This is a genomic window from Polaromonas sp. P5_D5, assembly GCF_054049435.1.
The window spans coordinates 187,743-205,561 of sequence record NZ_JBFUMJ010000003.1 but is presented as its reverse complement, the minus strand read 5'-3'; the positions used below and the strand labels follow the sequence as shown (position 1 = coordinate 205,561).

Genomic DNA, 17,819 nt, shown 5'->3' with positions numbered 1-17,819 from the left:
TCGATTTCACTGCCTTCACTTCACCAACGCCACCAGGAGCTTTCCATGAACATCTCCCTACGATTCCTGACCGCCCGCGCTACAGCGGTGTCGCTTGCCGTTGCAGCCGCCGGCCTGGCCGGCGGAAACGCCATGGCCCAGACCAAGACGCTGTACATCGGCATGAACGGCGGCACCATGGAAAAAACCTACACCGAGAACGTCTTCGGTGCATTCGAGAAGGCCAACAACGTCAAGGTCGTGGTCGTGCCCGGCACTTCCTCGGACATCCTGGCCAAGGCGCAGGCCAACAAGGACAACCCGCAGATGCACGTGATGTTCCTGGACGACGGCATCATGTACCGCGCCATCGGCATGGGCCTGTGCGAGAAGATGCAGGCCACCCCTGCGCTGAATGACCTGTTTCCCACGGCACGCTTCAAGGGCGACATGGCCGCCGGCGTCAACATCGGCATGACCGGCATTGCCTACAACAAGAAGATGTTCACCGAAAAAGGCTGGGCTCCGCCCACCTCGTGGATGGACATGGCCAACCCGAAGTACAAGGGCAAGGTGGTGTTCCAGTCGCTGTCGTCGTCGACCTTCGGCCTGCACGGCTTCCTGCTGTTCAACCGCATCCAGGGCGGCAACGACAAGAACGTGGAGCCCGGCTTCAAGGCCTGGCCCACGACCATAGGACCCAATGTGCTCGAGTACATCCCGAGCTCGGCCAAGCTGGCTGAAATGGTGCAGACCGGCGAGGCCGCGATGTTCCCCCTCACGCCCACCGCCGTCGGCGTGCTCAAGGAAAAAGGCCTGCCGGTGGAATATGTGCAGCCCAAGGAAGGCTCGGCCGTGCTGACGGTCGGTGAATGCGTGATTGCGAAGAACAGTGAACCCGCGCTGGCCCACAAGCTTGCCCAGTACCTGCTGTCGCCTGAGGCGCAGGCTGCGGCGCTGGAGTTTGGCGACCAGATCCCGTCCAACCCCAAAACCAAGGCCAGTGGCAAGGCTGCCGCGCTTGTGACCCAGATGAACACCTACATGAAGACGGCGACTACGGTGGATTGGGATGCCATCAACGAGAACCGCCCAGCCTGGAATGCGCGCTGGAACAAGACAGTCGAGCGCTGATCATCCATTGCCAGCGCCTTTCGCAGGCGCATGCAAAAACCCGAAGCAGGCTTCCTGAGTCACTTCGGGTTTTGTACTTTTAGGTCCTCGGGTCAATAGGGATGTGCGCGAGAAGCTACTAAATCTATAGCAATTTAATTGTGCCGACCGCGCAGCAAACGCAAGCCGTTGCCCACCACCAGCAGGCTGGCGCCCATGTCGGCAAACACCGCCATCCACATCGTCGCCGTGCCGAAAACGGCCAGGAGCAGGAAGATGCCTTTGATGCCCAGTGCCAGGCTGATGTTCTGCCACAGGATGGCGTGCGTGCGTTTTGACAGCCGCACCGTTTCGGCCACCCGCTCCAGGTTGTCGTTCATGATCACCACGTCGGCCGCTTCCATGGCCGTGTCGGCGCCGGCGCCGCCCATGGCGAAGCCGATGTCGGCCTGCGCCAGCGCCGGTGCGTCGTTGATGCCGTCGCCCGTCATGCCGGTGGCGCCGTAGTGCCGCTGCATTTCGCGAATGGCGTCGAGCTTGGCCTCGGGCAGCAGGTCGCCGCGGGCGTCGTCGATGCCGGCCTGGCTTGCGATGGCGCGCGCCGTGGCGGCGTTGTCACCGGTCAGCATCACGGGTGTGACGCCCAGCGCCTTCAGGTCGGCAATCGCCTGCCGGGACGTTGGCTTGATGGTGTCGGCCACTGCGAACAGGGCCAGCACGCGCGTGCCGTCGGCCAGCAGTGTCACCGTGCGGCCTTGCTGTTCATGCCGGGCGAGTTCAGTTTCCAGCTCCACGCCGCACAAGCCCAACTCATGGATAAGGCGGTGATTGCCCAACACGAGGCGCTGGCCCTGGGCCGTTCCCTCAACGCCCCGGCCCGGCAGGGCCTTGAAGGCTTGCACGTCGGCGGCTTCGGTGTTCAGGCCCGCTGCAATCGCTTTGGACACCGGATGATCAGATCGTGAGGCCATGCCGGCGGCCAGCTGTGCGGCCACCGCTGCGTCTGCATTGCCCCAGGTACGCCAATCCACCAACTCGGGCTTGCCCTCCGTGATGGTGCCGGTCTTGTCGAGCGCAATGGCTTTGAGCAGGCGCGCCTGCTCGAGGTAGGTGCCGCCCTTGATCAGGATGCCCCGGCGCGCGGCGGCCGAGAGCCCGCTCACCACCGTGACGGGCGTGGAAATCACCAGGGCGCAGGGGCAGGCGATTACCAGCAGCACCAGCGCCTTGTAGATCGACTCCTGCCAGCTCAGGCCCGCCAGCAGCGGCATCAACACGGCGACCGCAACGGCGATGGCGAACACGGCCGGCGTGTAGACGGCGGCAAAGCGGTCGACAAAACGTTGCGTGGGCGCACGGCTGCCCTGGGCTTGCTCGACAGCGTGGATGATGCGTGCCAGCGTGGTGTTGCCGGCCGCCGCCGTGACGCGGATCTCGATCTCACCGGTTTCGTTGACGGTGCCCGCAAAGACGCTGTCGCCGGGCTCCTTGTCGACCGGAATGCTTTCGCCGGTGATGGGCGCCTGGTTGACCGCACTGCTGCCCTGGGTCACCAGGCCGTCCAGCGGTATGCGCTCGCCGGGGCGTATGCGCACCAGGGCCTGCAGCGGCACGGCGGCCACCGGCGTGTTGGCCCACGCGCCGTCTTCGCCCTGCATCAAGGCCTGTTCTGGCGCCATGTCCAGCAGGCCCTTGATGGCATTGCGCGCGCGGTCCACGGCTTTGGCTTCGATCAGCTCGGCAATGGCATAGAGCGCCATCACCATCGCGGCTTCCGGCCACTGCCCGATCAGGAAAGCGCCGGTGACGGCGACCGACATCAGCGCGTTGATGTTGAGCCTGCCGCGCAGCAGGGCGGCCATGCCCTTTTTATAGGTGTCCAGGCCGGCCAGGCCAATGGCCAGCGCCGCCACCGCCATGCCGGCGATTTTCCAGGCCAGCAGCTCGGGTGCAAAAAAAGACACAGCCTCGGCGCCCACGGCCAGCACCAGCGCCGCGGCCAGGCGGGTGACACCGCTGCCAAAACCGCCGAAACCGCCATCATGGCCGTAGTCGTGCCCATGCCCCTCATGGTCGTGGCCGCCTGCATGCGCGTTGGCACCCGTCCGGGCAGGCTGCGGGTCAAACCCGGCCTTGCGGATGGCGTCCAGGGCAGTCGCACAGGCCTCTTCGCTGGCGTCTATTCGTAGCGTACGTGCACCCAGCTGGAAACCCAGGGACCGGATACCGGCGATCGGCTCCAGCGCGCGCCGGATGTCAGACTCTTCGGCGCTGCAATCCATGGTGGCGATGCGGAAAATCCGCCCCGCGGCACCGGCGGCATTGGATACAGGTGCGTGTGCGGCGTGGGCGCCGCCACAGCAGTCGCCGGTAGGGGCATCCACGCCGGAAACAAGGGTTTTTTCAGATTTCATGGCCTAATTGGAAACCCTGTAGCGGCCTTAGAGTCAAGCTGGCTGCTGAAGTGACCCTACAGCAATGTGGGGACGATGTTCAAGGAGTCGCCATGAAAATCGGAGAACTGGCCAAAACCGCGCAGACCCAGACGGAAACCATCCGTTACTACGAACGTGAGGGTCTGTTGCCCGAAGCGGCGCGCACCGACGCCAATTACCGCATCTATGACGAAAGCCATGTGCAGCGCCTGGCCTTCATACGCCACTGCCGGTCGCTGGACATGACGCTGGCGGAAATTCGCGCATTGCTGAACTTCAAGGATGCGCCGGCCGGCAGCTGCGACGACGTCAACAGCCTGCTGGACGAGCACATCAGCCACGTCGCCACCCGCATCCGCGAACTCAAGGCACTGGAAAAAGACCTCAAGGTTTTGCGTGAGCAGTGTGCCAGCGGCCAGGCCGGGGGCGACTGCGGCATCCTCAGCGGCCTGGAAAAAGCTGCACTGCGGCAAAGCCAGAACCGTACCCCTGCCGGGCGCGGCCATGCGCATATCCACGGCGCGCACCCGCAGGTCGGTGTGCCCGCCAAAGAAGAGGGCCGCCAAAAGCCCGCTACCGGCAAGGCGGCTGCCGAGCGCAAGTGACGAAACGCGGCCCGGTATTTTTACAAAGCACTTGCTTGCTAAAAATATCGGGTTTTGCTAAGGTCCGTCCTTATGGACAAACCTGCCGCGCGTTCGCGACCTGCCGCACGCGCTCATACCCCTTCGAAAACCGAAACCGGCAGCGCTGAAAAGCGTCCGCGCGGCCGGCCGCGCAAAACCCTGGACGAACGCGACGACGGCAACCGGCGGGTCGAACTCGTCAATGCGGCCGCCCGGTTGTTCCGGAAAAAAGGCTTTGACGCCACCAGCACGCGCGACATCGCGGCGGCCGTCGGCATGCACAGCGGCTCGCCCTTCTATCACTTCAAAAGCAAGGGCGCGCTGCTCCATGCCGTGATGGAAGAGGGCATGCGCTCGGCGATTCAGCGCCAGGCCGCGGCCTTGCAGGCGGCGGGGCTCTCTACCGCTGAGGCGCCAGCGCTGCTGCACGTGCTGATCCGCAATCACTTTGACGTCTTGCTGGGCCCCGGCAGCGACTTCATCCCTGTGATGCTTTACGAGTCGCGTTCGATCACAGCCCGGCAGCGCAACCTGCTGGCCAGACTGCAAAGCGACTACGAAGCTGTCTGGGAGCCCGTGCTGAAGGCGCTGGCCGCGGCAGGGCAACTCAAGGGGCCGGTGAAGCTGTCGCGCCTTCTGATCTTTGGGGCACTCAACTGGTCGGTGCAGTGGTTTGACGCCAAGAAAGATGCATCGCTGGATGATCTGGCGGATGCGGCCATGGCGCTGTTCATTGGCGAAAAGACTCCGAAATCCCCGGCAAGAAAGGTCCGCGCATGAGTTACCAATCCGTGTTCCAACCCGGCCTCTTTGCCGGTCAGGTCATTGTTGTCACCGGCGGTGGCTCCGGTATTGGCCGCTGCATCGCGCATGAACTCGCCGCGCTGGGCGCGCATGTGGTGTTGATAGGCAGGAATATCGAGAAACTGCACAGCGTGGCCGGCGAAATCGTGGCGCAAGGCGGGCGCGTGAGTTTCCACCCCTGTGACATCCGCCAGGAAGAGGCTGTCAAAACCACCATCACCGCCATCGTGGTGGCACAGGGCCGTATCGATGGGCTTGTCAACAACGCGGGCGGTCAGTACATCACGCCGCTGGAGTCCATCAGCGCCAAAGGCTGGGAGGCCGTGATCAACACCAACCTGACAGGCGGATTTTTGATGGCGCGCGAATGCTACCTGCAAGCCATGCAGGAAAAAGGCGGCAGCATCGTGAACATCGTGGCCGACATGTGGGGCTCCATGCCCAGCATGGGCCACAGCGGCGCCGCGCGCGCCGGCATGGTCAGCTTCACCGAAACCGCGGCGGCCGAATGGGCCCGTAGCGGCGTGCGGGTGAACGCGGTGGCACCCGGGTACATCGCCTCCAGCGGCATGGACCACTACCCGCCAGAGGCCGGCCCCATGCTGCGCGAGATGCGCCACACGGTGCCACTGGGCCGCTTCGGCACCGAAAGCGAAACCTCGGCGGCCGTCGTCTTCCTGCTCAGCAAGGCCGCCAACTTCGTCAGTGGCAGCACCTTGCGCGTCGACGGCGCCCGGCCCCAGGTGCGCATGGGCTGGCCCATGAAGCGGCCCGATGCCGAGGCTTTGCAGCGCGATGCGATCAAACCTTTCGACGGTTTTCACCTGGCGGAGACCCCCAAGGTTTTCCAGTCATGACGCTGTTCCATTCCGCGTGGAATGCGCAATCGCCCCAAGCCATGCAGCGGCGTGAGGCGATGCTGTCGCGCATCGCCGCATTGCGCGCGCTGGAAGAGTGCAGCGCCGCCGCCTCCGCCAAATCACGGCCCGCCTTCGACAAGCGTGGCCAGCTCTTGCCGCGTGAACGTGTGGCCTTGCTGCTGGATGCCGGCGCGCCCTGGCTGGGTCTGTGTTCCCTCGCGGGTTATTTGCAGGACAACAAGGATGCAGCTCAGTCGGTGCCGGGCGGCGGCGTGGTGGCCGGCATCGGCTTTGTGAGCGGCGTGCGCTGCATGGTGGTGGCCAGTGACTCGGGCATAGAAGCCGGTGCCGTCCAGGCCATGGGGCTGGAAAAGATCCTGCGCATGCAGGAGATTGCGCTGCAAAACAAGCTGCCCTTTATCCACCTGGTGGAAAGTGCGGGCGCCAACCTCATGCGCTACCGGGTCGAAGGCTTTGTGCACGGCGGCAGCCTCTTTCGCAACCTGGCGCGGCTGTCGGCGGCGGGCATCCCCGTCATCACCGTGCAGCACGGTTCGGGCACGGCGGGCGGTGCTTATATGCCGGGCCTGAGCGATGTGGTCATCATGGTGCGCAAGCGCTCCCGCGCTTTCCTTGCCGGCCCGCCACTGTTGATGGCCGCTACCGGCGAAGTCGCCACCGAGGAGGAACTGGGCGGCGCCGAAATGCATACCGCCGTGTCGGGCCTGGGTGAGCATCTGGCCGATGACGATCGCCATGCGCTGGGGCTGGCGCGCCAGGTAGTGGCCCGGACTTCATGGTCGAATCGGGCAGCAAGCGAAGCAGGACGGGCGCAAGCAGCTACTAATTCAATAGCAAGCACCGATCTCCCCCGTGAGCCGATTTACCCGCCCGACGAGCTGTTGGGCCTGGTTCCTGACGACCTGCGACAGCCGCTGGACATGCACGAGGTCATCGCGCGGCTGGTGGATGGCTCCGATTTTCTGCCTTTCAAAGCGCTCTACGGTGCGGCCACGGTGTGCGTGCAGGCATCAATTGACGGCTATGCCGTCGGCATCATCAGCAACAACGGCCCGATTGATGTGGCCGGCGCCAACAAGGCCACGCACTTCATCCAGCTGATGTGCCAGTTGGGCCACCCCCTCATCTACCTGCAGAACACCACCGGCTATATGGTGGGCAAGGAGAGCGAGCAGGACGGCATGATCAAGCACGGCTCCAAGATGATCCAGGCGGTGACCAATGCCACCGTCCCGCAAATCACCATCCAGTGCGGCGCTTCATTTGGCGCGGGCAACTACGGCATGTGCGGCCGCGGCTACGCGCCGCGCTTTCTCTTCACCTGGCCCGGCGCCAGGACGGCAGTGATGGGCGGCGAACAGGCTGCGCGCACCATGCAGATCGTGGGCGAGGCGGCCCTGGCGCGCAAAGGCATCGCGCCGGACCCGGCCCAGTCGCAAGCCCAGTACGACAAGATTGTCGCCATGTTCGAGGCGCAGGCCGATGTGTTCTACACCTCGGGCCTGATGCTGGACGACGGCGTGATAGACCCGCGCGACACGCGCGCGGTGCTGGCACAGTGCCTGGCGATGTGCGCCGAGGCCGATGCGCGGCAGCTGCGGCCCATGCAGTTTGGCGTGGCGCGCATGTAGACCGCCTGCAAAAAAAGAACCGGAGACAACGAAATGCAATACACGCACGAACACCTTGAAATCCAGAAAACCCTGAAACGGTTCATTGACGCCGAGATCAATCCGCACGTCGATGAATGGGAAGCCGTTGAAATCTTTCCCGCGCATGAAGTGTTCAAGAAGCTCGGCAACTTGGGCATGCTGGGCCTGACCAAGTCTGAGGAATACGGCGGCGCGGGCCTGGACTACTCCTACGCCATGGCCATGGCCGAAGCGTTGGGCCATATCGATTGCGGCGGCGTCCCCATGGCCATTGGCGTGCAGACCGACATGTGCACGCCGGCACTGGCGCGCTTCGGCAGCGACGAGCTCAAGCGCGAATTCCTCGTTCCAGCGATTGCCGGCGATGCCGTCGGCTGCGTCGGTGTGAGCGAGCCGGGTGCCGGCAGCGATGTCGCCTCCATCAAGAGCCATGCCCGCAAGGACGGCGGCGACTACATCATCAGCGGCCAGAAGATGTGGATCACCAACAGCCTGCAGGCTGACTGGATGTGCATGCTGGTCAACACCGGCGAGGGCCCCGTGCACAAAAACAAGAGCCTGGTCATGGTGCCCATGCGCGACAAGGGCAAGTTGCGTAAAGGCATTGAAGCGGCGAAGAAGATTAAAAAGATCGGCATGAACTCATCCGACACCGGCCTGATCTACTTTGACGAAGTGCGTGTGCCGCAGCGCTACCTGATCGGCAGCGAAGGCTCGGGCTTTGTCTACCAGATGATGCAGTTCCAGGAAGAGCGCCTGTGGTGTGCGGCCAGTTGCATCCAGTCGCTGTCCAACTGCATTGAATGGACGGTCGGGTGGGCGCACGAGCGCAAGCTTTTCGGCGCTACGCTGGCTGACCAGCAATGGGTGCAGTTCAAGCTCGCCGAGATGAAGACCGAAGTCGAGAGCCTGCGCGCCATGACCTACCGCGCCTGCGAGCTCTATGTGCAGGGCCAGGATGTGACCGAGCTCGCCTCCATGGCCAAGCTCAAGGCCGGGCGGCTCAACCGCCTCGTGCCCGACACCTGCCTGCAGTTCTGGGGCGGCATGGGCTACACCTGGGAAAACAAGGTGGCGCGCATGTTCCGCGACGGCCGGCTCGGCTCCATAGGCGGCGGGGCCGACGAAGTCATGATGGGGATCATCGCCAAGATGATGGGCGTGGCCAAGTCCGGCAAAAAGGGTGGCTGAGTTCATGGCCATGCCTGGCGCGCGAGGCGGGACATCCGCATGAAAAAAATCCGCTGCCTGCTGGTGGCCAACCGCGGGGAGATTGCCCGCCGCATCATGCGCACCGCGCGAACCATGGGCATGCAGACGGTGGCGGTGTATTCAGACGCCGATGCCGGTGCGCTGCATGTGCAGGAGGCGGACATCGCATGTGCGCTGGGAGGTGTCACTTCGGCTGATTCCTATCTGCGCATCGACAAACTGGTTGCTGCGGCCCAGGCCAGCGGCGCCGATGCGGTGCATCCGGGCTACGGCTTCCTCAGCGAGAACACCGCCTTTGCCGACGCGGTGATTGCTGCGGGGCTGACCTGGGTGGGGCCGCCGCCGGCCGCGATCCGGCAGCTTGGCAGCAAGTCGGCCGCCAAGCAACTCGCAACCGCTCAGGGCGTACCTTGCCTGCCGGGCTACCAGGGCCATGACCAGTCCGACGCGCGCTTTGAAGCCGAGGCCACGGGCATCGGTTACCCGCTGATGGTCAAGGCCGTGGCGGGCGGCGGCGGGCGCGGCATGCGGCTGGTGCGGGATGCCGCGCACCTTTCGACGGCGCTGCAAAGCGCCCGTTCTGAAGCGCTCTCGGCCTTTGGCAGCGGGGAGCTGCTGATGGAACGGGCTTTGTTGAATCCACGCCATGTCGAGGTGCAGGTGTTTGCCGACGCCTACGGCCATTGCATTCATCTGGGAGAGCGAGACTGCTCGGTGCAGCGCCGCCACCAGAAGATCATCGAAGAAACGCCCAGCCCGGCGGTGGATGCTGCGCTGCGTGCGCGCATGTGTGGGGCGGCGGTCGCGCTGGCGCAAGCCGCGGGTTATGTGGGTGCAGGGACGGTGGAGTTTCTGGTGGAGGGTGCAGATTTTTTCCTCATGGAGATGAACACGCGCCTGCAGGTTGAGCATCCCGTCACTGAAGCAGTCACGGGCCTTGATCTCGTCGAATGGCAGCTGCGCGTAGCGCAAGGCGAGCCGCTGTCTCTTGCGCAGGATCAGGTGGTGTTTAGCGGTCATGCAATGGAGGTGCGCCTGTGTGCCGAAGACGAGAATTTCACGCCGCACACGGGCATCGTTCAGCGCTTTCGTGAGCCCGGCGACGTGCGCTTTGACCACGCGCTGTTCGAAGGCCAGGTGGTGTCGCCGCACTACGACTCCATGCTGGGCAAGCTGGTGGTGCATGCCGCGACACGTGAGCAAGCCATAGACCGGCTGGTGGCGGCGCTGGGCCGTACAGAAGTGCTGGGCCTGCCCACCAACCGGCAGTTTTTGTCGGCTTGCCTGGCCCACCCGATGTTCCGCACCGGGCATGCGCTGATTCCTTTTCTGGCGGAGCAGGGCGATGCGATACGCGAAGTGCTACAAAAAGAGGAGCTGCTTGCGCTCGTCCCGTATGGCCTGGTGGCCATTTTCTTCCAAGATGCTGACTCAGGCAGTGTCGCAAACAGCCTGCCGTGCCCCTTTCCCAGGCCGGTCCGCCTGCGCCACCGCGCGCAGCTGCTGGATTTGCGCGTGCGTGAGCTGGGCGGGGGCGCGCTGGAAATCGAAGCGGGCGGCGAGCTGTCGCAGGCGGTGATCACACAGGGACCTGATGGTGCTCTGACGGGAGGCACGGGCTGGACCGGGCAGCGCGTATCGGCGGTGCACCTGAAGGAGTCTGCCGGGCAACCCGACGCACGCTGGCATGTGCAGACGGGCTCTGTGGACCTGTTTCTGGAAGATGCCACGCTGGAGCCGTCGGCATCCGGTGCTGTTGCAGCCGCGCGGGAGTTGCGAGCGCCCTTCAACGGCAAGGTGATTGCGGTCCATGCGGCGCCCGGCCAGGCCGTGAAGCGCGGCGACACGCTGCTGGTGATTGAGTCCATGAAGCTGGAGCACGCGGTCAATGCCCCGCACGATGGCGTGCTGGCGGCCGTGATGGCAGAGGTGGGCCAGCAGACCAGTCCCGGGCAGGTGTTGCTGAGGTTCGATGAGGCCGAAGCATGAGAACCCGGAAAATCAGGAAAGATTTCGCTGCACGACAATTGACACCATGACCAAAGCACAGCCCACCCCCACCGGCGCGATTGAGTTCGAACCGGAATTTGTCGCCAGCCTCAAAGAGCTGTTCGAGGAAAAAATCGTTTTCAACAAGTTGCTGGGGCTCAAGATCACCTCGGTGACGGCGGAACGGGTCACCGCCCGCATCGACATGCGCAACGAGCTGATAGGCCACTACGCCCACAACCGCATCCACGGCGGTGTGATCAGCGCAGGGCTGGACGCCATGGGCGGACTCGCGGTGATGGCGGCCATAGGCGCGCGCCACATGGACGAATCGCCGCTGCAGCGGCTGCACCGCTTTGCCAAGCTGGGCACCATCGATCTGCGGGTGGATTATTTGCGGCCTGGCATCAGTGAGTTTTTTGAGTTGCGGGCTGAGGTGATGCGGCTGGGGTCGCGGGTGGCGAGTACGCGGATGGAGTTTCTGGGGGCTGACGGGAAATTGTTTTCTACTGGGGCTGGGGCTTATATCGTTTCTTAAGTTTTCTTGGCCGGCTCTTGCTCCGGCCTTAGCGCTCTTTGCTGAGGGTTGCTGGCCGGGGGTTGCCCGGCATGCAACTCACTTTTCTTTGCTTCGCCAAAGAAAAGTAAGCAAAAGAAAGGCGACCCTGCTGGCTGCGTCCCTACGCTTCGCTACGGGCAACCTGCGGTGCTCGGTCCAGCCGGGGTCAAAAACAACTCGCCTTCGGCTCAAACAAGTTTTTGCCCTGATCCGTCTGGCCCTGCGCTCCTCGGCGCATCCACAAGGGGTGGGGGAAGGAATACCAACAGCCAAAAACAAGAACCCGAATACGGAAGAAACAAGGACACGCCATGGCGTGTCCTTGTTGGTATTGGAGTTGGTATTTGTCTTTGGCATTTTGTCCCCGTTCCCGATTTGCCCTTCTGGATGCGCCGAGGAGCGCAGGTTCAGGCGGATCAGGGATCGCGATTGTTTGAGCCGAAGGCGAGTTCGAGCGAGACCCCGCCTGGACCGAGCACCGCAGGTTGCCCGCAGCGAAGCGTAGGGACGCAGCCAGCAGGGTCGCCTTTTCTTTGGTGACTTTCTTTTGGCGAAGCAAAAGAAAGTTACTTGCATGCCGGGCAACCCCCGGCCAGCAACCCTCAGCAAAGAGCGCTAAGGCCAGAGCAAGAACCGGCAACTAAGCCGGTCCCTCGTAGCCGAGGGCGTTAAGAAACTCCCTGCGCCACCAATGCACATCGCGTTCCCGGATGGTCTTGAGCAGCTTCTGATGCCGCGCCTGCCGCTCCTCCAGCGGCATTTGAAGCGCACGCTGTACGGTGTCCGCAGTACCGTCGATGTCGTAGGGATTGACCAGCAACGCGTCTTCCAGTTGCTCCGCAGCCCCCGCAAAGCGGGACAGCACCAGCACCCCGGGGTCGGCCGGGTCCTGCGCGGCGATGAATTCCTTGGCCACCAGGTTCATGCCGTCGCGCAGCGGTGTGACCAGCGCCACCCGCGCCACGCGGTACAAACCCGGCAGGCGCTTGCGCGCCACGTTGCGGTGGATGTAGCGAACGGGCATCCAGTCGAGCTCACCGAAATTGCCGTTGATGGCGCCGCACAGGCTTTCCAGTTCCTGCAGCAGATCGGTGTAGGTTCCCATGTCCTCACGGCTGGGCGAGGCGATCTGGATCAGTGTGGCGCTGCGGAGATTTTCCGGGTACTTTTTCAGCAAGATTTCAAACGTCCGCAGCCGCTGCGGCAAGCCCTTGGAATAGTCGAGCCGCTCCACACCCAGCAGCAGCTTGCGGCGTGAATACTCTTCCTTCATGCGTTCGTACATGTCGCGCGCATCCTGCGCGTGCGTGAGCGCCGCGAACTCGTCCACGTCTATGCCGATGGGAAAAGCGCCCGCGCGCACAGTGCGGTGAAAGGCCCTGAAGCGGTTGTCGCCCAGCGCCACCGCGCCGGCTTCGGCCTGTACGTAGCGCGAGAAGTGCAGCAAATCGTTTTCACTCTGGAAACCGACCAGGTCGTAGGCGAACAGCGCACGCATCAGCCATTCGTGCTGGGGAATGGCGGCCAGCACCTGCTGCGGCGGCAACGGAATGTGCAGGAAAAAACCGATGCGGTTGTTGCAGCCCATGGCGCGCAATTCGGCCGCCATGGGGATCAGGTGGTAGTCGTGGATCCAGATGATGTCGTCGGGCTGCAGCAGACCCATGAGCTTGTGCGCAAACAGCCGGTTCACGCGGCGGTAGGCCTCGATAAAGCCCGTGTCAAAACGCGCCAGGTCCAGCCGGTAATGAAATACCGGCCAGAGCACGCCATTGCTGTAGCCCAGGTAGTAGCCGGCATGGTCTTCGGCCGACAGGTCCACCGTGGCCAGCTTGATGTTGCCCGCCTGCTGCACATGCAGCTCGCCTTCACCGGCGGCACCGCCCTCAACGACCGTGCCGCTCCATCCGAACCATAGCCCACCGGTAGCGTTCAGCGCGTCCCCGAGTGCCACAGCAAGCCCACCGGCCGCCGCCTTGCGCGGATCCGCCACGCGATTCGAAACAACAACCAGGCGACTCATAGGCTGCGACCTTCCAGCCCAGCAGGGGCCGCGGAACCGGCTTCGCCGGGCCGCAGGCGCCGTCCCCTGGAAGGGGGGAAGGGGCTACACGCAGTGAGCCACCGACGGGGGTGAGCCACATTCATAGTCATACTTGAGATTCCCAAGACGCAGACAAGCGCACTGCCGCATTGATGATCCCCACCATCGAATACGTCTGCGGAAAATTCCCCCACATCTCGCCGGTCACGGGATGCGTGTCTTCCGAGAGCAGGCCCACATGGTTGCGCGCGGCCAGCATGGTGTTGAAAATTTCGCGGGCCTGCTCCTTGCGGCCTATGCGTGCCAGCGCGTCAATGCGCCAGAAGGTGCAGATGTTGAAGGCCGTTTCGGGCTTGCCGAAATCGTCCGGTGCCTCATAGCGGCGCATGTAGGGGCCGTCGCACAAATGGGTTTCCAGCGCGTCTACCGTGGCGACAAAGCGCGGGTCTTTGGGGTCGATAAAACCCACTTCAATCATCAAGAGCACACTGGCGTCGAGGTCGCGCCCGCCAAAGCTTTCGGCAAAGGCCTGGCGTTCTTCGCTCCAGGATTCGCGCAGGATACGTTCCTGCATCACTGCCGCATGGCGGCGCCAGTAGTCGGCCCTATCCTGCAGCTTGAGCACCAGCGCGATCTTGGCCAGCCGGTCGCAGGCGGCCCAGCACATCAGGGCCGATGAGGTGTGGATACGCGCGCGCGTGCGCAGCTCCCACATGCCGGCGTCTGGCTTGTCATAGCTGTGCACGGCCTGCTCGCCAACTTCCTCGAGCCGCTTGAATTCGGCAATGCCGGCGCGGTGCAGCAGGCGATGGTCGTGAAAGGCCTGGGCCGCGCCCAGCACCACATTGCCGTAGACGTCGTGCTGGAAATGCTCCTGCGCCTGGTTTCCCACGCGCACCGGTCCCATGCCGCGGTATCCGCCCAGGTGCAGCATGGTGGATTCGGGCAGCTCGCGCTCCAGGCCTATGCCGTAGAGCGGCTGGATGTGCCCGCCCTTGGACTGCACCACCACGTTGCTGAGCCAGCGCAGGTAGTCTTCCATGGTGCCGACTTCCGAGAGGCTGTTGAGTGCGCGCACCACAAAAAAGGCGTCGCGCAGCCAGCAATAACGGTAGTCCCAGTTGCGCTGGCTGCCGGGGGCTTCGGGAATGCTGGTGGTCATGGCGGCGACGATGGCGCCGGTGTCTTCAAAGAGCGAAAGCTTGAGCGTGATGGCTGCGCGTATCACGGCCTCCTGCCATTCCAGCGGAATGTGCAGGCGCTGGCTCCATTTTTTCCAGTAGGAAATGGTTTCCTGCTCAAACAGGCGCGCCGTGTCGGCAATGCCGTCGGGCAGCGACTCGTCGGCGCCGAGCAGAAAATTGTGCTCACGTGTCAGCACAAAAGGCTGCTTTGACAGCAGGTGTGAAATCGACACGTCGGTGTTCAGCCGCAGCGTCAGCTCGTCGCCCACATAGCGCAGGTGGTTGCTGCCCTGGGTGATCAGCGGCTTGCGCCGGCCCCAGTCGAAGCGGATGTCCAGCGATACGCGGATGCGCGGCGCGCCGTGGATGGGTTTGACGCGGCGCACGATCGTCATGGGCCTGAAAAAGCGCGAGCGGCTGAAAAAACGCGGCGCGAAATCAGTGATCTCGATGCCCTGGCCATGCTTGTCGAACAGCTGGGTGCGCAGCACGGCGGTATTGGGTTCATACCATTGCTTTGCTTCGGCGAAGTCCTCGATCTCGATGGCGAAGGCGCTGGACTGGGAGTCAGGCGTGCCGGGGAACGTCGCGTCGTCTTGTGCAGGCTGAGGCTCCAGCAAGGCATTGAACACCGGGTCACCGTCATACCGCGGCAGGCAGCACCAGACGATGCGGCCGCGTGCGTCGATCAGCGCACTGAAGGCGCAGTTGCCGATCACGCCCATGGCCAGAGATGGCTGGGCGGGCGGCGCAAAGTGAAGGGAGTCGGCGGCGACGCTCATGAGTGGGCTCCCTGGGTGGCTGCGTTTGCGAGTGATGCGTGCGCGTCGGATGTAAGGGCATCACCGAGCCACAGCCGCAGTGCGGCCGGCGAGGCGCAACGCCAGCGCGCCAGTGTGGCGCCTTCGCCCACCTTGATGCCCTCGCCGCCCATGAACTGGACCGCCGAGAAGCCGGCCTCGTCGGTGGTGTCGTCGCCGACAAAAAGAGGGATGCGCCCGGCAAACGGCGGCTCGGCCATGAAGGCCTCAATGGCCGTGCCTTTGCTGACGCCAGCAGGCTTCACCTCGAATACGAATTTGCCGCGCAGCAGTTCCACGCCTGGCGTGCTGGAAGCGGCCTCCTGCATGGCCTGCAGGCAAAGCGCCTTGAGCTCGGGTGCATGGCGGTAGTGCAAGGCGACCGCGGCGGATTTCACCTCTACGCGCAGACCTGGATGGTGCACCATCAGTTCCGCGGCGCGGCGCGCCACCTCTTGCAGGTCAGGCGCGGCCAGGCTGATGGCAACGCCGCCCGCAACGCGGCGCTGCGCACCATGTTCAGCCGCCGATGGAAGCCGTAGCGGCGCCAGAAAGCCGTCCAGGTCGGCCAGTGTGCGACCCGACACGATCGCCAGCGCACCGTCCAGCAGTGTTGAAAGCCGCGCCAGCGCCGGCACCAGGCCGGCCACCAGTTGCACGGCTTCGGGTTGGGGCGCCAGGTCGACCAGGGTGCCGTCAAAGTCCAGGAAGAGGGCGGTTTGCGCTCCGATGGCCGGCAAATCCAGAAGCGGCGAGGAGGCCGGTGTGTTTGCTGAAGCGGCTGCGGGCGAGGGCGGTGCCAAGGGTTGTGATGAGGATGAATGCATCACTTCTCACCTTAGCAGGGCCTCCGTCAAATGGCTGTAGGCCGGTTTCGCTTTTTCACGGCCCAGCCGGCGGCGGCTGCCCTGTATCGGTGCTCCAGGCCTGCACCGCGTTGACGCGCGCCCTGTGAATGGCCTCGCCGATCTGCTGGCCGCCCCGTCCCGCAGCCTGGGCTTGAAGCGCCAGCTGATGGGTGTCTACCGCTTGTGCCGTGGATAAAGCCTCCAGCAGGCGTGCCCGCTGGGGATAAGGCGAATTCTGCAGGCCCAACCGTCCGCGAGCATCGCATTCGCAGGCCAGCAGAACATCGGAAAAACGCTGCGGCTTGCGAAAGGCGTCGCAGCGCTCCATCAACCGCACCAGGGACGCGGCGTTCAGGCTTTCACTGCGGTGGATGTTGCCGTGCTCACGCGCCACCACGTCGGCCATTTCGCGGCATTCCACCGGCACACGCAGGCGTTCGCACACGTCTCTTAGCAGCTGGGCACTGCGATCTTCGTGGCCGATATGCCGCGGCAGCACATCGGCCGGTGTCGTGCCCTTGCCCAGGTCGTGGCACAGGCAGGCAAAGCGCACGGCCAGCGAGCCCTCAAGCTGCGCCGACATGTCCAGCACCATCATCAGGTGAACGCCGGTGTCGACCTCGGGGTGGTGAGCGGCAGGCTGGGGCACGCCCCACAGGCGCGCTACTTCGGGCAGCAGTTTTTGCAGCGCGCCGCTTTCGCGCAGCACTTCGAACATGCGGGACGGTGTTTTTTCCATCAGCCCGCGTGCGATCTCCTGCCACACGCGTTCGGGCACCAGCGCGTCGGCTTCGCCTTCGGTCACCATCGCCTGCATCAGCGCCATGGTTTCGGGCGCCACGGAAAAATCCGGAAAGCGCGCGGCGAAGCGGGCCAGGCGCAGGATGCGGACAGGGTCTTCGCGAAAGGCATCCGTCACGTGGCGCAACACCTTGTCCCGGATGTCCCGCTGCCCGTCAAACGGGTCGATTAATGCCGAAAAGTCGGGGTCAAAACTGGTGGAGGCTGTTTCTGGACGAGCGGGAGCCGCTATCGAATTGATAGTAAGGTCGCGCCGTGCCAGGTCCTGCTCCAGCGTGACGTCGGGCTCGGCGTGCACCAAAAAACCGCGATAGCCGCGTGCCGTCTTGCGCTCGGTGCGGGCCAGTGCGTACTCTTCCCGGGTATCGGGATGCAGGAAGACGGGGAAGTCCTTGCCCACGGGCAGGTAGCCCCGGGCGACCAGCGCCTCGGGTGTGGCGCCCACGACCACCCAGTCGTGATCCTGCACGGGCAAGCCCAGCAAGGCATCGCGCACCGCGCCACCTACCATGTAAATCTGCATCCAGCCAGTTTAGCGGCTTGGGCTTTGCCTGGGGATAGGCCCCAGGCCTGGACTCAGGAGAACACCGGCCGGAAGAAGCTTCGTTCGTAGCTGATGATGCAGCCTGTGGTCTCCGCGTATTTGAAAGCCGCCAGGCATTCCTGGTCCGCAAAAGAGCTCTGGCGGTAAATCTCGTAGGCCGCCAGGCTCTCAAAGGTGAACAAGGCCAATGCAATGTTGTTGGCGCCTTCGCTGGGCATGAAGTAGCCGTGGTGCGTGCCGCCGAATTTCTCGACCAGCGGAATCCACAGCTTGCCGTAGTGCTCGAACTCCTTGAGTTTGGCGGTGTTGAGCACGTAGCGCAGATAGATGGTGACCATGATGTCTCCC

14 protein-coding genes are annotated in these 17,819 nt (G+C 63.9%); 8 read left to right on the top strand and 6 right to left on the bottom strand.

Features of this window, described 5'->3' with window-relative positions:
* Positions 1 to 45: 45 nt before the first annotated feature.
* A complete protein-coding gene (locus tag ACXJKE_RS13735; RefSeq protein WP_457281158.1) occupies positions 46 to 1,113 on the top strand; it encodes an ABC transporter substrate-binding protein in 1,068 nt (355 codons plus the stop codon).
* A 134-nt stretch (positions 1,114 to 1,247) separates the two neighbouring features.
* On the opposite strand, the gene ACXJKE_RS13730 is transcribed toward ACXJKE_RS13735, so the two are convergent.
* On the bottom strand, positions 1,248 to 3,506 hold the full coding sequence (locus tag ACXJKE_RS13730; RefSeq protein ID WP_457281157.1) for a heavy metal translocating P-type ATPase: 2,259 nt from the start codon (positions 3,504 to 3,506) through the stop codon (positions 1,248 to 1,250).
* A gap of 92 nt (positions 3,507 to 3,598) precedes the next feature.
* On the opposite strand from ACXJKE_RS13730, the gene cadR reads away from it, so the two are divergent.
* From cadR to ACXJKE_RS13695, 7 genes are all read left to right on the top strand, one after another.
* On the top strand, positions 3,599 to 4,132 hold the full coding sequence (cadR, locus tag ACXJKE_RS13725; RefSeq protein WP_457281156.1) for a Cd(II)/Pb(II)-responsive transcriptional regulator: 534 nt from the start codon (positions 3,599 to 3,601) through the stop codon (positions 4,130 to 4,132).
* A 72-nt stretch (positions 4,133 to 4,204) separates the two neighbouring features.
* Positions 4,205 to 4,933 carry a TetR/AcrR family transcriptional regulator gene (locus tag ACXJKE_RS13720; protein ID WP_457281155.1) on the top strand — a complete coding sequence of 243 codons (729 nt, stop codon included), beginning with the start codon at positions 4,205 to 4,207 and terminating at the stop codon, positions 4,931 to 4,933.
* On the top strand, positions 4,930 to 5,814 hold the full coding sequence (locus ACXJKE_RS13715; protein WP_457281154.1) for an SDR family oxidoreductase: 885 nt from the start codon (positions 4,930 to 4,932) through the stop codon (positions 5,812 to 5,814). Before ACXJKE_RS13720 ends, ACXJKE_RS13715 begins: the two co-directional genes overlap by 4 nt.
* A complete protein-coding gene (locus tag ACXJKE_RS13710; RefSeq protein WP_457281153.1) occupies positions 5,811 to 7,469 on the top strand; it encodes an acyl-CoA carboxylase subunit beta in 1,659 nt (552 codons plus the stop codon). The genes ACXJKE_RS13715 and ACXJKE_RS13710 overlap by 4 nt, the downstream gene beginning before the upstream one ends.
* Positions 7,470 to 7,502: 33 nt before the next feature.
* Complete coding sequence (locus ACXJKE_RS13705) at positions 7,503 to 8,681, top strand: acyl-CoA dehydrogenase family protein (RefSeq protein WP_457281152.1); 1,179 nt, start codon at positions 7,503 to 7,505, stop codon at positions 8,679 to 8,681.
* A gap of 39 nt (positions 8,682 to 8,720) precedes the next feature.
* On the top strand, positions 8,721 to 10,691 hold the full coding sequence (locus ACXJKE_RS13700; RefSeq protein ID WP_457281151.1) for an acetyl/propionyl/methylcrotonyl-CoA carboxylase subunit alpha: 1,971 nt from the start codon (positions 8,721 to 8,723) through the stop codon (positions 10,689 to 10,691).
* A gap of 46 nt (positions 10,692 to 10,737) precedes the next feature.
* Positions 10,738 to 11,229: a thioesterase family protein gene (locus ACXJKE_RS13695; protein ID WP_457281150.1), complete on the top strand. Its 492-nt coding sequence runs from the start codon at positions 10,738 to 10,740 to the stop codon at positions 11,227 to 11,229.
* 661 nt (positions 11,230 to 11,890) lie between these two features.
* Here ACXJKE_RS13695 and otsA read toward each other — a convergent pair.
* The 5 genes from otsA to ACXJKE_RS13670 form a co-directional block, all read right to left on the bottom strand.
* The gene (gene otsA, locus ACXJKE_RS13690) at positions 11,891 to 13,273 is read right to left on the bottom strand and encodes an alpha,alpha-trehalose-phosphate synthase (UDP-forming) (protein WP_457281149.1); all 1,383 of its coding nucleotides are present in this window, start codon (positions 13,271 to 13,273) and stop codon (positions 11,891 to 11,893) included.
* A 127-nt stretch (positions 13,274 to 13,400) separates the two neighbouring features.
* Positions 13,401 to 15,260 (bottom strand): glycoside hydrolase family 15 protein, encoded by a 1,860-nt coding sequence (locus tag ACXJKE_RS13685; RefSeq protein ID WP_457281148.1) that lies wholly within the window; start codon positions 15,258 to 15,260, stop codon positions 13,401 to 13,403.
* Positions 15,257 to 16,105, bottom strand: a complete 849-nt coding sequence (otsB, locus tag ACXJKE_RS13680; RefSeq protein WP_457281147.1) for a trehalose-phosphatase — start codon at positions 16,103 to 16,105, stop codon at positions 15,257 to 15,259. The genes ACXJKE_RS13685 and otsB overlap by 4 nt, the downstream gene beginning before the upstream one ends.
* Before the next feature lie 55 nt (positions 16,106 to 16,160).
* The gene (locus ACXJKE_RS13675) at positions 16,161 to 17,450 is read right to left on the bottom strand and encodes a multifunctional CCA addition/repair protein (protein ID WP_457281146.1); all 1,290 of its coding nucleotides are present in this window, start codon (positions 17,448 to 17,450) and stop codon (positions 16,161 to 16,163) included.
* Between the two features lie 53 nt (positions 17,451 to 17,503).
* A complete protein-coding gene (locus ACXJKE_RS13670; RefSeq protein ID WP_457281145.1) occupies positions 17,504 to 17,809 on the bottom strand; it encodes an NIPSNAP family protein in 306 nt (101 codons plus the stop codon).
* Positions 17,810 to 17,819: the final 10 nt, after the last annotated feature.

Excerpts from the sequence above, each read along its gene's own strand:
- ACXJKE_RS13670 (WP_457281145.1), bottom strand. The coding sequence starts at position 17,809 with ATGGTCACCATCTATCTGCGCTACGTGCTCAACACCGCCAAACTCAAG.
- otsA (WP_457281149.1), bottom strand. The coding sequence starts at position 13,273 with ATGAGTCGCCTGGTTGTTGTTTCGAATCGCGTGGCGGATCCGCGCAAG.
- ACXJKE_RS13730 (WP_457281157.1), bottom strand. The coding sequence starts at position 3,506 with ATGAAATCTGAAAAAACCCTTGTTTCCGGCGTGGATGCCCCTACCGGC.
- ACXJKE_RS13735 (WP_457281158.1), top strand. The coding sequence starts at position 46 with ATGAACATCTCCCTACGATTCCTGACCGCCCGCGCTACAGCGGTGTCG.
- ACXJKE_RS13710 (WP_457281153.1), top strand. The coding sequence starts at position 5,811 with ATGACGCTGTTCCATTCCGCGTGGAATGCGCAATCGCCCCAAGCCATG.
- otsB (WP_457281147.1), bottom strand. The coding sequence starts at position 16,105 with ATGCATTCATCCTCATCACAACCCTTGGCACCGCCCTCGCCCGCAGCC.
- ACXJKE_RS13715 (WP_457281154.1), top strand. The coding sequence starts at position 4,930 with ATGAGTTACCAATCCGTGTTCCAACCCGGCCTCTTTGCCGGTCAGGTC.
- ACXJKE_RS13675 (WP_457281146.1), bottom strand. The coding sequence starts at position 17,450 with ATGCAGATTTACATGGTAGGTGGCGCGGTGCGCGATGCCTTGCTGGGC.
- ACXJKE_RS13700 (WP_457281151.1), top strand. The coding sequence starts at position 8,721 with ATGAAAAAAATCCGCTGCCTGCTGGTGGCCAACCGCGGGGAGATTGCC.
- ACXJKE_RS13685 (WP_457281148.1), bottom strand. The coding sequence starts at position 15,260 with ATGAGCGTCGCCGCCGACTCCCTTCACTTTGCGCCGCCCGCCCAGCCA.
- ACXJKE_RS13720 (WP_457281155.1), top strand. The coding sequence starts at position 4,205 with ATGGACAAACCTGCCGCGCGTTCGCGACCTGCCGCACGCGCTCATACC.
- cadR (WP_457281156.1), top strand. The coding sequence starts at position 3,599 with ATGAAAATCGGAGAACTGGCCAAAACCGCGCAGACCCAGACGGAAACC.
- ACXJKE_RS13705 (WP_457281152.1), top strand. The coding sequence starts at position 7,503 with ATGCAATACACGCACGAACACCTTGAAATCCAGAAAACCCTGAAACGG.
- ACXJKE_RS13695 (WP_457281150.1), top strand. The coding sequence starts at position 10,738 with ATGACCAAAGCACAGCCCACCCCCACCGGCGCGATTGAGTTCGAACCG.